This window comes from Okeania sp. SIO1H4, assembly GCF_010672695.1.
In the GTDB taxonomy this organism is placed as follows: Bacteria; Cyanobacteriota; Cyanobacteriia; order Cyanobacteriales; family Microcoleaceae; genus Okeania; species Okeania hirsuta.
Genome location: NZ_JAAHGB010000074.1, coordinates 1 through 15649 on the forward strand (window position 1 = coordinate 1; position 15649 = coordinate 15649).

Annotated in this window: 12 protein-coding genes; 8 read left to right on the top strand and 4 right to left on the bottom strand. The window is 34.8% G+C overall.

Features of this window, described 5'->3' with window-relative positions; all coding sequences use genetic code 11:
- Positions 1-1033 precede the first annotated feature (1033 nt).
- Complete coding sequence (locus F6K06_RS28425; RefSeq protein WP_124143746.1) at positions 1034-2944, top strand: transketolase C-terminal domain-containing protein; 1911 nt, start codon at positions 1034-1036, stop codon at positions 2942-2944.
- 366 nt (positions 2945-3310) lie between these two features.
- The gene (locus tag F6K06_RS28430; protein ID WP_124143745.1) at positions 3311-3991 is read left to right on the top strand and encodes a hypothetical protein; all 681 of its coding nucleotides are present in this window, start codon (positions 3311-3313) and stop codon (positions 3989-3991) included.
- Between the two features lie 43 nt (positions 3992-4034).
- Here F6K06_RS28430 and F6K06_RS28435 read toward each other — a convergent pair whose 3' ends face one another.
- Positions 4035-4160 carry a hypothetical protein gene (locus F6K06_RS28435; RefSeq protein WP_275670302.1) on the bottom strand — a complete coding sequence of 42 codons (126 nt, stop codon included), beginning with the start codon at positions 4158-4160 and terminating at the stop codon, positions 4035-4037.
- 419 nt (positions 4161-4579) lie between these two features.
- On the opposite strand from F6K06_RS28435, the gene F6K06_RS28440 reads away from it, so the two are divergent.
- A complete protein-coding gene (locus F6K06_RS28440) occupies positions 4580-5119 on the top strand; it encodes a Uma2 family endonuclease (protein WP_124143744.1) in 540 nt (179 codons plus the stop codon).
- Positions 5120-5282: 163 nt separating this feature from the next.
- On the opposite strand, the gene F6K06_RS28445 is transcribed toward F6K06_RS28440, so the two are convergent.
- Complete coding sequence (locus tag F6K06_RS28445) at positions 5283-6173, bottom strand: GlcNAc-transferase family protein (protein ID WP_124143743.1); 891 nt, start codon at positions 6171-6173, stop codon at positions 5283-5285.
- Between the two features lie 459 nt (positions 6174-6632).
- Between F6K06_RS28445 and F6K06_RS28450 the strand changes: the two genes are divergently transcribed.
- Complete coding sequence (locus F6K06_RS28450) at positions 6633-6893, top strand: hypothetical protein (RefSeq protein WP_124143742.1); 261 nt, start codon at positions 6633-6635, stop codon at positions 6891-6893.
- Positions 6894-7224: 331 nt separating this feature from the next.
- On the opposite strand, the gene F6K06_RS28455 is transcribed toward F6K06_RS28450, so the two are convergent.
- Together F6K06_RS28455 and F6K06_RS28460 are read right to left on the bottom strand one after the other, a co-directional pair.
- Positions 7225-8826, bottom strand: a complete 1602-nt coding sequence (locus F6K06_RS28455) for a DGQHR domain-containing protein (protein ID WP_124143741.1) — start codon at positions 8824-8826, stop codon at positions 7225-7227.
- Between the two features lie 194 nt (positions 8827-9020).
- Positions 9021-9164 (bottom strand): hypothetical protein, encoded by a 144-nt coding sequence (locus F6K06_RS28460; protein WP_161564374.1) that lies wholly within the window; start codon positions 9162-9164, stop codon positions 9021-9023.
- Positions 9165-9925: 761 nt separating this feature from the next.
- On the opposite strand from F6K06_RS28460, the gene F6K06_RS28465 reads away from it, so the two are divergent.
- From F6K06_RS28465 to dndD, 4 genes are all read left to right on the top strand, one after another.
- Complete coding sequence (locus F6K06_RS28465; RefSeq protein WP_124143740.1) at positions 9926-10897, top strand: HNH endonuclease; 972 nt, start codon at positions 9926-9928, stop codon at positions 10895-10897.
- Between the two features lie 42 nt (positions 10898-10939).
- The gene (gene dndC, locus F6K06_RS28470; RefSeq protein ID WP_124143739.1) at positions 10940-12496 is read left to right on the top strand and encodes a DNA phosphorothioation system sulfurtransferase DndC; all 1557 of its coding nucleotides are present in this window, start codon (positions 10940-10942) and stop codon (positions 12494-12496) included.
- 47 nt (positions 12497-12543) lie between these two features.
- Positions 12544-12678: a hypothetical protein gene (locus tag F6K06_RS28475; protein ID WP_275670301.1), complete on the top strand. Its 135-nt coding sequence runs from the start codon at positions 12544-12546 to the stop codon at positions 12676-12678.
- Positions 12679-13563: 885 nt separating this feature from the next.
- A complete protein-coding gene (gene dndD, locus F6K06_RS28480) occupies positions 13564-15546 on the top strand; it encodes a DNA sulfur modification protein DndD (protein ID WP_124143738.1) in 1983 nt (660 codons plus the stop codon).
- Positions 15547-15649 lie beyond the last annotated feature (103 nt).

The window sequence follows — 15649 nt, forward strand, 5'->3', positions numbered from 1 at the left end:
ACTAAAAGTTGGCATCCCCGTCGGCGATCACTCTCAATTATTTCTATTTTTCAGTGATTAAATTCACTGGAGACAGAGGAACATTGCCAGATATGATTAGCGTAATTATTACACTAACTATTTTGCTTTTTGTCCAAAGTCCAAATATTTAGTGAGACGACTATAGCGCAACACTCAGAAAAAAAAGATTCAATTCGTTTGCGTAGCATTCCAAAGAAAAGGAAAAAGTGTGATTCACAACCCAACAATAAAGATGCGTTTTTTAGGTTTCCTTTGTCAACCCAACCTACAAACTCAATTTTTTATAGAACCCATTTGATTGCTATATAATTATGGTATTCAAGTATTTTTGCGCATCAATTTTGAGGAAAAATCTTCTGTTGGTGTGTTGAATTTTTTGTATTATTTCTCCCCACATATTCCCTTTTCTCTCTTCTGTGTTATACCAATTCCCAAAAATAATACTATACTTGCGATGCAATTTCAGTTATTAAGTAATAATAATGATTCAGTAATGAATGTAGAGGATTATCGGCATTAATACAAAATATAGCAATGAGCGCTGGTATATTTACAAATTGTAGTAGGGGCAAAAGAGCTAGAAGTCTTATATGATCGGCAATTTATTCCCCCTGTTCCCTGTTCCCTGTTGCCTGTTCCCTGCGCACAGCGCTATATCTTATGCCTTTGAACCCTACTAGCTACTCCCCACTCCTTACTCCCTACTTCCTAGGAGATATAGCAAAACTTTTGAGAAATGGTATTACCTCCTGTCTCCTGTCTCCTGTCTCCTGTCTCCTAGCTAAAAAACTTAGTATTTATGAAGATACCACTTAGGGGTTCTATACAGTAGATTTTAAAGTCTTAAGCACCCTTAGTAAAAAAATAAAATAATTATTAAAAAACTCACCAACTATGGTAGGCTTTCTTTAATTCTTTGCCCATAAACATTTTATCCCTGATCATAGGTATGAAATAAATCATGGACACAGATACATAAAACGATAGATAAATATTATCACTCTTATTAACCATGACAATTACTACAGCACCATTTCCAATTGACATAGGAAGCTATAAACCACTTTCTCTCGACCCCACTAACCCAACTCTCACAGACGAACAACGGGAAACACTCAAAGCAAATATTCAACTTTGCCGTGATACTATAATTTTCTTCACCGCTACTGGTGCTGCTAGAGGAGTAGGAGGTCATACAGGTGGCCCTTATGACACAGTACCCGAAGTTATGATTTTAGATGCCTTTTTCCGAGGTGCAGCCGAAAAATTTGTACCTATCTTCTTTGATGAAGCTGGACACCGTGTGGCTACTCAATACTTAATGGCAGCTATAGCAGGAGAACTTCCTGTGGAACGTCTGGTAAATTATCGGGCAGCTAATTCTCATTTACCAGGACACCCAGAATTAGGATTTACTCCAGGGGTAAAGTTCAGTTCCGGTAGATTAGGTCATATGTGGCCTTATATCAACGGTGTGGCAATGGCAAATCCTGATAAATTAGTCTTTTGCTTAGGTTCCGACGGTTCCCAGCAAGAGGGTAACGATGCTGAAGCAGCTAGAATGGCAGTAGCACAAAATCTCAATGTTAAATTGATAATTGATGATAATGATGTTACTATTGCGGGTCATCCCTCCGACTATTTAAAAGGTTACAACCTCAACAAAACTTTAACAGGTCATGGCTTAACCGTACTTGAAGGAGATGGGGAAGATTTAGATGGTCTGTATCAACGAATATGTCAAGCAGCTATAACTGAAGGTCCGATCGCTGTGATTAATAAGCGGAAAATGAGTGTGGGTATCGAAGGTCTAGAAGGTTCTACCCACGGACATGATGTGATTCCTCTAAAGTTAGCGATCGAATATTTAGAAGCAAAAGGTAGAACTGAAGCAGTTAACTATCTCAAGGGTATTGAAAAACCAAAGCAAAGCTACACTTTCATGGGTGTAAGTGATAAAGTTGGTTCTAACCGGAATGTCTTTGGTGAGAGTGTGGTATCTGTCCTCAAAGGTATGAGTGAAGAGGAACGCAAAAATCATTTATTTGTTGACAGTGACTTAGAAGGTTCTTGTGGGTTCAAACAAATTCATGATGCTTTTCCAGAGCGGTTTATTAGTGGTGGCATCATGGAGCGTGGTAATTTTTCTGCTGCTGCAGGGTTTGGTATGGAAGCAGGGAAACAAGGTATTTTTGCCACATTCAGTGCTTTCTTAGAAATGTGTATTTCTGAAATTACAATGGCGCGGTTGAACAACTCCAACGTTTTGTGTCACTTCTCCCACGCTGGTATAGATGACATGGCAGACAATACTTGTCACTTTGGCATCAACAATATGTTTGCCGATAACGGTCTTGATGATGGTTATGAAACTCGCTTATATTTCCCTGCTGATGCGAACCAAATGAAAGCTTGTGTGGAAGCAGTATTTACTCAAACCGGAATGCGGTTTATCTTCTCCACTCGTTCCAAAGTACCAATTCTGTTAGACAGCAATGGTAAAGAATTCTTTGGTGAAGGTTATAAGTTTACTCCTGGGAAAGATGAAGTTATCCGGGAAGGTACAGCAGGTTATATTGTCAGTTTTGGTGATGCGTTATATCGCTCTCTTGATGCAGTGGAACGTCTGAAACAGCAAGGAATAGATGTTGGTTTGATTAACAAACCTACTCTCAACGTCATTGACGAAGATATGTTGCAGAAAGTTGGTGCTGCTCCTTTTGTATTGGTTGTTGAAGCATTCAACCGTCGTACAGGTTTGGGTAGTCGTTTCGGTTCTTGGTTATTGGAACGTAGTCTGACTCCTAAGTTTGGTTATCTAGCTACTCACCAAGAAGGTTGTGGTGGTCTATGGGAACAGTTCCCTCATCAAGGGATCGATCCTGAAGGTATTATGAGTAAGGTTAAAGAATTAGCTAGTTAATTTTCTTTTAAATAGAGTTGTTGGGAAATAAAAATTCAAAAGCCTGAAAAGTTTACTATATAATATTTTCAGGATTTGAGGCTTGAAAAACACTATAAACCTTGACTAATAAGGGTTTTAGCAATTTTTCGGCTTAATTCCCAACAAGTCTAATGGAGTAATATCATGTTCGGATAATCAGTTATAAATAAAATTTCAGAACTGACAGTACCGAATAAATACTGAAATTATCTTGAAATACTGAAATTATCTTGATTTTTCTCCTTTCTTCCCTCCTGAATTCTGACTCCTGACTTCTCGCTAAGTTATTTATAAGTATTCAACCGTTAGCGTAGCTCCCCCGGAGGGGGAACATGATATAATATTATGGTAAAGCAGATTAATGGCTGGATTCTTGAGGGAGTTGTAGCATCTGGTAAAACCACATTAATTACAGAGTTGCAAAAGGTATTAGCGACGAAACATTCTTCTAGAACAAAGGTTTATATTAGTGAACATTACACCGAACGGGTCCTAGAAGATGAAAAAGCCAAGGGAATCTTAACAGCACAAGCTACTATTGATTTGGCCTCTCACATTGTTGAGAAGTTGGAAAGCATTGCCTCTTGGAAATCTGGTAGTAAATTTCATCAGAATCAAGGCAATGCTATGATTGACTCTATCCTAGAAAGGTTTCTAGGTAGTCATTATGCCAACCTAAAAACCTTGGAGTTATGGGATTCAACCTCTGAGGATGAATTCAAAATTAGGAATATTTATAAACTTTTAGAAGAACTAGGATTCTCGGTAGTAATTCTGAAATTGCCAGATTCTCTGATTAACCAAGCTGTAGCTACTACTAAACTTTATAGAAACGCCGCCTGGTCTCGGTATCTGGAAAAAGTAGGAAATGATGAGCAAGTAAGTATCTACTACTTAAATTGGCAAAATAAACTATTTGAATTTTATAACCGCATTAGTAAATTTATCGAGATTAAAACAATTACAGTGGATTCTATTCACCACAGAGATTACTATAGTGAATTAGCAAATTCTCTCGTTAAATGAGTATTAAGTTTATTTTCTTTGATATTGATCAAACCCTTGTCGATTATTCGGGTGCAGTGAGTAATATCATGTCCGGATAATTAGTGATAAAAACTTTCTCTTTCAACTCCAGTTCTTCTTCTTCCTTCTTCTTTCTTCCCTCCTGACTCCTGACTCCTGACTCCTCCATCGTTATTTATTTATAACTGTTCAACCGGAGATGATATAAGGCTGTTGTACGCCTTGTTAAAGAAGAACCAATCTTAAATGGTATTTCTAGTGGAGAGTTTTTGTCCATCTGGAACAATTTAAGAAGCCGTTATACACAGCACATGATATTACTCCTGACTCCTATAAAAAGTCTCACTACTTGTTTGATTTGAGGATAAGTAAAACTACGATAACGACCAATTCCATTAAACCTTAAACAGACGAAAAATAGCACAATAATTTGATAATTTGATTTGGGTATTAATGCTCAACTCTACTATCAATACAATCTCATATTCTTGCTTCTTACTTTTTCATTCCCTAAAAAAAATTCACAGAGTTTCTCAGCGATATCCTTACTTTACTTCTTCCTTATTCTTACTTCTTCCTTCTTAAACTATGATAAATTCTACTCTTATAAATCAGAATATCTCCTTAGAAGACTTCACAAAAAACCCTCCTGAAAAAATGGAATGGGTAGACGGCAAATTAATAGAAAAAAACGGCATGACATTAAGACATGGAAAAATTCAATTGAAGCTCGGTCGTTATTGGGATAACTATAAAAATGCCAGTAAACAAGGTGGAGAAGTTTATACAGATGTACCTTGTCGTACTAACAAACAAGGGCGATCGCCTGATGTTGCTTATCTGACTCCTGAGTTAGTTTCAGAATATGGAAATTATCCTACTTTGCCTCAGAGTTTTCCTTTAAGTGCAGAAATTATTTCTCCTACAGATTTAGCTGAAAATGTCTTTTTAAAAGCTCAGGAATATTTAGAATCTGGTGGCGAAGAAGTTTGGTTAGTTTTTCCTGAGAGTAAATGGATAATAATAGTTACTGAAAATCAAGGTTTAATGTTTACTTCTGGTCAGGTTGTTACTACTCAAAAAATTTTAATAGGTTTTAGTGTGGCAGTAGATGATTTATTAGCTTGAGAATTAATTAGGGTTTGCTGTGAAAAAGTCTTTTGGTCAGGGTAGGAGTCAGGAGAAAATCATATTTCCAACAAAGCGAAAAATTTTCACCTTTGTACTTGACTAACTTCCTTCTAACTTCTAACTTCTGACTTCTAACTTCTCCCTTCTTCCTTCTTCCTTCCTAAATAAAACGAATAAACCAACGTTCCTGAAAACTCACACCTGCTAATGCTTCATACTCTGCCAAACTTCTGACATTTCCTAAACCATAAATCCCAAAATCTTCCGTAGCAGTTTCCATTCCCAAAACCTGACGAAAACGAGATTCAGATATCTTATTTTGTACCCACCAATCTTGATGATCTTCCCAATGTACAACCCGTTTTTTACCAGTATTATAAAAATGCCAACAAACACTAAGATTTGGATGATAAATATCCCATCCCCTCGTCCAAGCTTTCGCAGCAAATAACACCTCTTCTCCAGTAAAATAAATATCTGGGTCGTAGGGTACTTCCTCAATAATTAACCCATCTGCAAAAATAAACCCAGCAGCAACAAAAGCTCCTAGTTGTGGAATACTACATTTACTCAAATCGCCTATTGCTCTCAAACTTAAAATACCAGGATCTCCAAACTCCTTTGCCTCTAACCGACTTGGCGTATCCCCAACCAATTCCCTGGGAGGTCTGTAAGCAGGAGGATAGGTACTCAAAAGAGGTTTTTCACTGGGACACATTTCCAGCATTTTAATCAATTCTATGTCCCAGCCAGGTAAAAATCTCATGTGGGCATCAATTTGTAGAGTATAACGTTCCTTTTGCCACAACTTTTGTACCAAAGACCTCGCCCAACCTACGCCACGAGCTTCAGAAGCAGGCACTGCAATAATACGACAATCTTTAATACCTTTAAGTTTGCTGATATAGTCCTTTTCCTCATCCGTACCATACTGCCAACAAATGCCAAAAGTGAGGCGTTCAGGATGAGTGGCATGGGCGATCGCTTCTTCTACTGTTGGGACTAATTCTAAATCGCGATAGGCAACTATTTGAATAAAAATACTATCCATAAAATTTGTTTATAGCCATCTTAATTATGTTGTTTAAACTATTACTACTTTAGATAGAACAAATCAGAATCCAGTTATTTAAATACTCAAATCCTACTTTAAGCAAAAACTTTGACTTTTTTTACTTTTTTATAAAAATTACAAGCTAAATCCAATTTGATATTGTATCAACGATAAAAAAGAATGCCACAACAAAAAGGAAATTTGAAAATTACGCCTAGAAAGAGCTTCTTCCATACTAAAAGCCACCTATCTCTATATATAGCTCCAATTATTTTCTTCAACATCCGTAGATCCACAAGAGGTAACACTATACCATTGATCTAGATCGCAAAAGACATAAAAATTTTTCACAATAACACTTTGACTAGCCTCACTGAAATTACGGCATGAATAATCAGATGATATATTAAGATTGAACAATTGATTAAAATTCAGGATTTTTACTGATATTAAATTATGGAAGTTAATACTAATAATCCAATAAATATTAATTCTGAAATACCTAGTCCTGTTGAATGGGTAGAAGAACATTATTCGATCGCCAATTTAATAGATACTCTCACCGATCTACAAGAGGTACTTGACCATGGACTACTATTCCAAGATAATCAAGATGGAGAATTAGTTATTAATGCTGATATGAAAGATTTACTACGAGAAGAATACGGGCATCAACATTGGCAGTATTTAGAAAAATATTTATTGAGTAATAGTTAAAAATAATATTCTGTAGTGTAGTATTACTGAATAAAAATTGCGATGAAATTATTGTAAGCGCAGACTTATTTTTTTTGACTCTACAAACTTCTAAAATAGCTTTCATTGCAGATAAATTTTTGCAGTTTATTGCACTAAAGCTAGTCTCAATAATTTGAAAAAATTCAAAACATCAATCAACTCTTCCTTACCGAATAATTAAGGTTTAAAGCCTCTCCTTTAAAGGAGAAACAAGAAAAAATTTTCTTTTGAGTCAATCCTACCCTTGAAAAGAAGAGGTAATTGTTAATAATTAATTATTAATTGTTTAACTTAACTTTTTTCTAACACTTTAAGACAAAATTTTCGGCAACCCTACCTTTTTTAATTCCACAAACTTACCTTGAAAATCTACAGCTTGATTATCCCCAACTCTCCTTGCTTCTGCCAACTCTCGACGAATTTCTGCTCGTTCCATTTTGTCAGAAACTCCACCTAATATATAGATAAACAATCTCATCGCTAAGTCTCTCCCAGCTACTGACATTCGTTTGCGATTAAAATCATATAAAACCCCATACCAAATTGAGTCAGGAGATTCTATTCCACTCAAACCACCATCCACATCATACTTATTTAATTTCTGAAAAACCTCCTCCAAAAAAAAGCCTTTTTTATATATTAAAATTCCTAGAGCTTCAGAAAAAGCAATTTGCCCAACAGGTCGGAATAAAACATGACCTTCTCCTGGTTTTATTTCAAAACTAAATCTTCTCAATTCTGGAGTTTCGGCACCATTTTCTAATCTTGAATAACTAGGTAAATTAGATAAATAATTCCAAAACAACATAAATTCCTCTAGTCCCTCTTCTAATTCCTCTTCTTCGGGACGCATTGGAATTAAACCTTTATCTGAAGGTTTCCAATGAGGATAACGAGGTTTTAAATATCTTTCAGACATTTCTTGAATTGCCTGAAGAGTTGTTAAAACAGTAGACTTAGTTGCTACAGTAGCACTATCCCAATTCACTCGTGGATTTCTATTATCTTTCTCCTTTAATAAAGGATGATAAATTGCTACTTTTCTAGCCACAATGGCAAACCCATCATCCTCATTTAATAATGCCAACTGCCCTTTACTTAATTTCACAGCAGTCAAATTTACATGAGCAAAAACTGACCTAACTCTCCGTCGTGCTTGTGCTCTACTTTCTCCTTTTACTACTGCCGGAATAAATTCTATACCTATTTGTTCGTAAGCTAATTTTTGTAGTTCTGGTAATTCAATATTATGGGTTTCTGCTAAATCATCAATATTAATAGCTGCACCTACTGGTTTTTTTTGTTTGTTATATCTAGGCAACCTACCTGTTTTTGTTAATTCCATTAAACCTTGAATTCCCATCAGTCGATGTTGACCATCTAAGGCAAATACTGCTACTTCTAAACGTAGGTCTAATAATCCTACTTTTCCCTCTGAATCTAGGGGTAAAAAATCAGTAGCAGATTTATTTGCTTTTCCATTTTTATTCCATTCTTCTGCTTTAGGATTATCTACCCAACTAGGGCTAATTACTACTAATACTGCTGGAAATTTATGAGCTTTTCTTGTTGCTAAATATAGAGTTAATGGAGCTTGACGAGACCAATCTAGGGGACGTTGTTGAATTTCATCTATTGTTTCTGCATCCCGAATTATATTGTCTGTTTCTACATCAAATTTTTGTCGAAATAATGGTAGTTGAGAGGCAAAACGTACACGACTATCTAACCATTCTAGAGTGACAGAACCGATGTAAGCTTCCGTTTTTCCCATCATGGTTTTTTGTACTAAAAGTCTGTCATCTTTGCCTATATGTTTGTCTAAAAGGATAGCGATCGCTTCTCTTTCTCGATTATCGTTTTCTAAAATTTCTTTTGCTATTTCTGAGGTGGGTTTATTGGTTTTTTTCATCGCTGATTTTGGGAAATATTTTTAACGATTTTTAAAAAAATATGTATATATAAATTTTTGTTAACAAATGTTTTTAAAAACTATTTGATTGATATGATTGTTAATTGTAAGTTATTTTTATATCATATACAATTTATTATGTCAATATTAACCAATGAAACACAAGGGGTGAATATTAATGTCTTTTTTTACTCTTAAAATAAGGATACTTTGAGATTTTTGACACTGAAAATTGCTTCAAACTCAGCAGTAAGTGCATAAGCAAAATTAATGACATATTTTGTTCCTAAATTCTCAAGCACTTTTTTTAGATATTGAAGTAAGCTGTTCGGTTTCATTCTTTCCTAAAAACTTTTCTATGGGCGATATGAAAGACACGCTCAGTAATTTCAGGAAATTATTTCAAATTTAAAGTTTAAAACTATTTATGACATTTTTAAAGTGAATTGGTATTAATAGATTTTAATATTTAATATCGTGATTGCATTCTTACTTAAAATAGAAATAACATCTATAGAAATGGGTGTCTCTCAATTTTGAATAAAGCCAAAAATTTATTGCTTTAGGGAACAGGGAACAGGGAATATATAGGAAAAAAGTATTTTTGCAAATATGAGATACACCCATATAAATCCAATTTAAGTTGTAATATTTTGGTGATAGTTAAGAATCAGAATATTAAAGGTTTTGCTTGAAAATTAACTGTTATAAAAATTTTTACAACCAATTTAGCATCGCTATAATAAATATAGCAATCAGGTGTCAGATGTGAGAGATTGATTGCTGTATTACTTGATTTATAAGAAAATTTAATATCATTTCTCATAAATCATTCTTGATTACCATAATTTATTTCTCTATGTAAAGAGGAGTGGTGAAAAATTTATTGATTTTTTCAAAGTACAACATTACAGTGACAGGTATTGCTGAGAAACTAATCAAGTTAACTTTGTAATTTTAAAAAGGAGGAATGAGAATAGTTATAGTAAATTTAGTTCTGGTAGTTATTTGAGATTTAATTTGGCATATTTATTTAGTTAATCTGCGAGTTTATGACAAATAAATACTGAAAATATAGATGTTTTGCCTGGGGCTATAAATGAGCAAAAATCAAGAATTAAAAAGGGAAAAAAAATTAGCATACTACTGTCAATATTTTACCGAACTTAAGACAAGTCAAAAGCTTAGTCCTAAAGCCGAATATAAACCAATCTTGATTTTATCTGTGATTGATTTGATTAAACCTTGTGTAATCAATAATAATCATATTTCTGTATCTGAAGAACTAATTAGTACCTTCAATAAACATTGGGATATTTTATCATCTGGTATTTATAAAGGTAAAAATCGTTTACACCTTCCTTTTTATTTTCTAAAGAGTGAAAGATTCTGGCATCTTGAGTCTAAAATTAATTCTTTAAAGCAGCCAAGTTCTGTTAAACAGTTAAAACAGGTCGTTGAGTATGCCAGTTTAGACCCAGAACTTTTTGAACTACTACAAGAGCAAAGTTCTAGAAAAGAATTAATAGACGTACTCATTGCAACTTGGTTTTCAGCTAATCAAAAAAAAATTAAAGAACTTATCGTAATTAATGAAAGATTCCCAAAAGACAATAATGAGAAAGAAAGTTCAATTAATTTATCAAACCAACAGCAAAAACAACCTAAATCATATTTCAAAAAATCTGTAGTTAGAGATAGTATCTTTCGTAAAGCAGTTGTACATACCTATAACTATAAATGTGCTTTTTGTGGAATGAAACTCAGTATGTCAATAAACCAAAATATTGTAGATGGAGCCCAGATCAAACCATTTGCCAAATTTTATGACAATAGAATAGATAACGGCATATCACTGTGTAAAAATCATCATTGGGCATTCGATAAAGGTTTATTTACCATAACTGATGATTATAAAATCATCGTTTCCAATAATTTCTTAGAAGAATCACCCAATTCTAAACCAATGAAGGAATTTAATAGTAATCAGCTTTGGTTGCCAAATGAAAAAGAATCTTTCCCCAGAATAGAAGCTTTACAATGGCATCGCCAAAATATATTTATCTCATAAAAATGCAGAATAAATTAAAAAAAATTTTAGGAGTATTGAAAAATGGTAGGAATACAAAAATCTCTTTTTCCAGAGCGAACAACTGCTGAACTAATCAAAGATATAGAAAAGCTAACTATAGAAATTCAAGAATTATATTGCCTTGATGAAATCCCCTTAATTGTTGGATATTCTGGAGGAAAAGATAGTACCGCAGTTTTGCAACTTATATGGAATGCGATCGCTACTTTGCCAGTAGAAAAAAGAACTAAAAAAATTTATGTAATTACTACTGATACACGAGTAGAAAATCCTTATGTTTCTGCTTGGGTAAAACAATCTCTAAAAAACATTGAGAGAGTTGCCCAAGAACAGAAAATGCCAATAGAAACTCACCTTCTACAACCAGATATTCAATATACATATTGGGTAGGTTTAATTGGCAAAGGTTATCCCGCACCCCGTCTAAAATTTAGATGGTGTACGGGACGTTTAAAAATTGAACCATCTAATCTTTTTATTCGTAATGCTGTACGAACTAATGGAGAAGTTATCCTAGTTTTAGGTACTCGTAAAGCTGAAAGTGTTAACCGCGCTAGAACAATGAAAAGATTAGAAGAAAAACGAGTACGGGAACGCCTTAGTCCTAATGCCAATTTACTTAATTCTTTAATTTATTCCCCTATTGAGGACTGGCGAACTGATGAAGTTTGGCTATATTTAATGCAGTGGGAAAATCCTTGGGGAAATAGTAATAAAGATTTACTAGCAATGTATCGAGGTGCGACGGAAGATAATGAATGTCCGTTAGTAGTTGATACTTCAACTCCTAGTTGTGGAAGTTCTCGTTTTGGGTGCTGGGTTTGCACCTTAGTAGATAGTGATAAATCTATGTCAGCAATGATTCAAAATGATGAGGAAAAAGAATGGTTACAACCTCTGATAGATTTGCGTCGGGAACTAGATATTTCGGACAGAGATAAAAGAGATTTTCGGCGAATTTGGGGTACAGTTCAACTATTTGAACGGAATATAGATGGTGAAGTTTCTGTAGAACCAATTCCTGGTCCATATAAAAAAGAATGGCGAGATACTTTACTGAGAAAACTGTTAGAAGCTCAAACACAAATTCGTGAAACTGCTCCAGAAAATATGCGAGATATTACTCTGATTTCTCTGGAAGAACTGAGTGAAATTAGACGCATTTGGTTAGAGGAAAAACACGAGTTTGATGATAGTTTACCTCGTATATATAAAGAAGTAACAGGAGAGAAATTTAAAGACTGTCGTCCTGGTGCAGGAATAAGTCTTTTAGGTAGTGATGAATGGTCAGTATTAGAAGAAATATGTAATGGGGATGAGATGCACCTTGAACTTATGGCAAAACTGTTAGATACAGAGCGGCAATATTATATTAAGTCTCACCGATATAAGATTTATGAAAGTCTCGAACAATGTTTTGAAACAAGTTCTCGTTCCAAGGAAGAAGCTATTCAAAACGCTCATAATAAAAGAGACCTTAAAGAAGCTGTCGAGCAAGGAAAAGTTTCAGAGAAAATTAAACAATTAAGTTGGGCAAACATGAAATTTTCTCGTCAAAATTCGGCAGATATCGAGTAAGGGAGTGGGAAAGCAGGAGAATAGGGGAGCAGGGGAGAAATAAAAATATGAAACTTTCTCCAGAAAATTTATCTTTTGTAAAACTCTATTTTCCCAATCTAGGTCAAAGACAAAAATTCGGGCGTTGGTTGACAGTAAAACTCTATTTGTTAGACTTACTTCCTACAGGAAACATTCAATAGTGACTAGGAATTTATAAAAATTTTTCTGGCAAACTCATCTCTAGTAAAACTCTATTTTCCCAGTCTTAGATCAAAGGCAAAAATTATCTGTTGATGAAAATTTTTCTGACAAACTCATCTCTGGAAAACCTCTCTTTTTCCCAGTCTAAGTCAAAGGCAAAAATTACAAAAAAATTCTCTTTGTCAGATTTACCTTCTACTGGGAAAATTCAACAATGACTAGAAAGTTATGAAAATTTCTCTGGAAAACTCATCTGCGGGAAACCTCTGTTTTTCTCAGTCTAAGTCAAAGGCAAAAATTCGGGCGTTGGTTAACAAGAAAATTCTCTTTGTCAGATTTACCTCCTACTGGGAAAAATTCAACAATGACTAGAAAGTTATGAAATTTTCTTTGGAAAACTCATTTGTGGAAAACCTCTGTTTTTCTCAGTCTAAGTCAAAGGCAAAAATTACAAGAAAATTGGATTTGTCAGATTTACCTTCTACTGGGAAAATTCAACAATGACTAGAAAGTTATGAAAATTTCTCTGGAAAACTCATCTGTGGGAAACCTCTGTTTTTCTCAGTCTAAGTCAAAGGCAAAAATTCGGGCGTTGGTTGACAAGAAAATTGGATTTGTCAAACTTATCTCCTACCGAAAAAAGGTAAATTCTAAGAATAAAAAAATCAAGTTAATTATCAAAATAATATGGGTCTAAAACCCCGCCTTTTAAGGCGCAAGATTTTTGGAGCGGAGCTCAAATCCCCTACTTCCCCTCCTGGGAGGGGTTAGGGGTGGGTTAACTTCTGACTTCTGACTTCTGACTTCGTTAACCCACTACCTTTCCCCCTACTCCCTACTCCCTATTCCCTATTCCCTATTCCCTATTCCCTATTCCCTAAAAAATGATTTTCCTAGAACTCGTCTTACAAAATTTCGGACCCTACTCCGGTAAACAAACAATAAACCTCCGCCCTACCCTTACCGATCGCCCTCGCCCCATCATCTTATTTGGAGGTATGAATGGAGGAGGAAAAACTACTCTTTTAGATGCCATTCGCCTCGCACTTTACGGTCATCGCACCCAATGTTCAACTAGAGGAAACTTAACTTATAGCGACTTTCTTTCTCAATGCGTAAATCGTAATACTCCCCCTACAGAAAAAACTCGCATTGAATTAGCTTTTGAACATATTCAAGACGACCAACTTGTAGAATATCGCGTAGTTCGTACCTGGGAAAAAAATCCTAAAGATGGCAAAGATAGTTTAGGAATTCTTGATGGCGAATGGCCTGATTCTTACTTAGCAAATGCCTGGGATGAATATATAGAAAATCTCTTACCTTTAGGAATTTCTAACTTATTTCTATTTGATGGAGAACAAGTAAAAGAATTAGCTGAACTAGAAACACCACCACCTTTAGTAGTAGATGCAATTCAGTCATTATTAGGATTAGAATTAGCCGAACGTCTCGCGGCAGATTTGGATATTTTGGTGACTCGGAAAAAGAAGCAATTTGCCAAGACTAAAGAAATAGCAAATTTAGAGGAAATTGAACAAAAACTCCATCAGCAAAAAAAAGATTTTGAAGTTGCTACAGAAAAATTGGTAGATTTGGAAAAGCAATTAAAAAAAGCTCAACAAAAGCAAGAAAAAGCTATGAGAAAATTTGTCTCGGAAGGGGGAAAAATTGCTGCTGAAAGAAGTCAGTTAAAACAAGAATTTCAAGATGTCGAATTAGAGATGGAAAATGCTCGTCAGGAAATGGTTGAACTTGCTGCGGGAGCTTTACCTCTGGCTTTAATTTCTCCTCTTTTGGAACAAGCAAGTTCTCAAGGTGATGTAGAGATTTTACGCCATGAGGCAGAAATAGCTTTAGATGCTTTTCAGGAAAGAGACCAACGTTTAGTTAATTATCTGAATGAGTTGTCTATTCCTGCTGGCAAAATTAGTAAAATTCAAAGGTTTCTCGATCGAGAAAATCTGATGATTGAAGAGGATATTAATCAAATTGATGAACCTTGGTTATTAGCAGATGAAGAGGCGCTAACTTTACTAGAAAATTTGTTGCGCTATGAGATTGAAAATTGTCGAAAAAATGCTCGGGAAAGTTTAACCAGTCTCAAGGATTTAGAAGTGGAAATTAATGTTCTAGAAAAGCAGCTAGTAAGTGCAGCATCTCCGGAAGCTTATAAAATTTTGGAAGCTGCTTTACAGGAGGCACAAACTGAGTTAGCTAGGATACAGATTGCTTGTGAAAATAGTAAACGCGAGCGTAAAAAATTGGAGGATGCTATTACTAAAACTAAGAAGGAATTATTTAGCTATACTGATGAAACTATCGAACGTCACAATATTCAAAATATCATTGAATCTTCTGGTAAAGTGAAGAAAACTTTGCAGCTATTTAAGGAGAAGTTAACCCTGAAAAAGTTGAATAAACTAGAGATGGAAGTTACTGAATGTTTCCGCTATCTTTTGCATAAATCAGACTTGGTGCATCGCGTGGCTATTGATAATAATAATTTTGCTCTTTCTCTCTACGATAATCAAGGGCAAGTTGTTCCTAAAAATCGCATTTCTGCTGGAGAAAAACAGCTTTTGGCAATTTCGTTTTTGTGGGGTTTGGCAAAGGTTTCTGGTAGACATTTACCCGTCGCTATTGATACACCTTTGGGTAGATTAGATTCATCCCACCGTCAGAATTTAGTAGAACGTTATTTCCCTTCTGCTAGTCATCAAGTTATTCTTTTATCTACCGATACTGAGATTTGTAAATCAGAAGTAGAAAATCTCCGTAACTTAGAGGCGATCGCTCACGAATATTTACTCAAATATGATGCTCAAAAAAATCAAACTAATCTGGAAAGAGGATATTTTTGGTAAGCAAATTTTTTTCCCTCTGTCACTTCAACTGAAGTTACTCACAGAGGGGTAGAAAATTTCTCTACCAATGTGAATATTTACTCAAATATGATGCTCAAAAAAA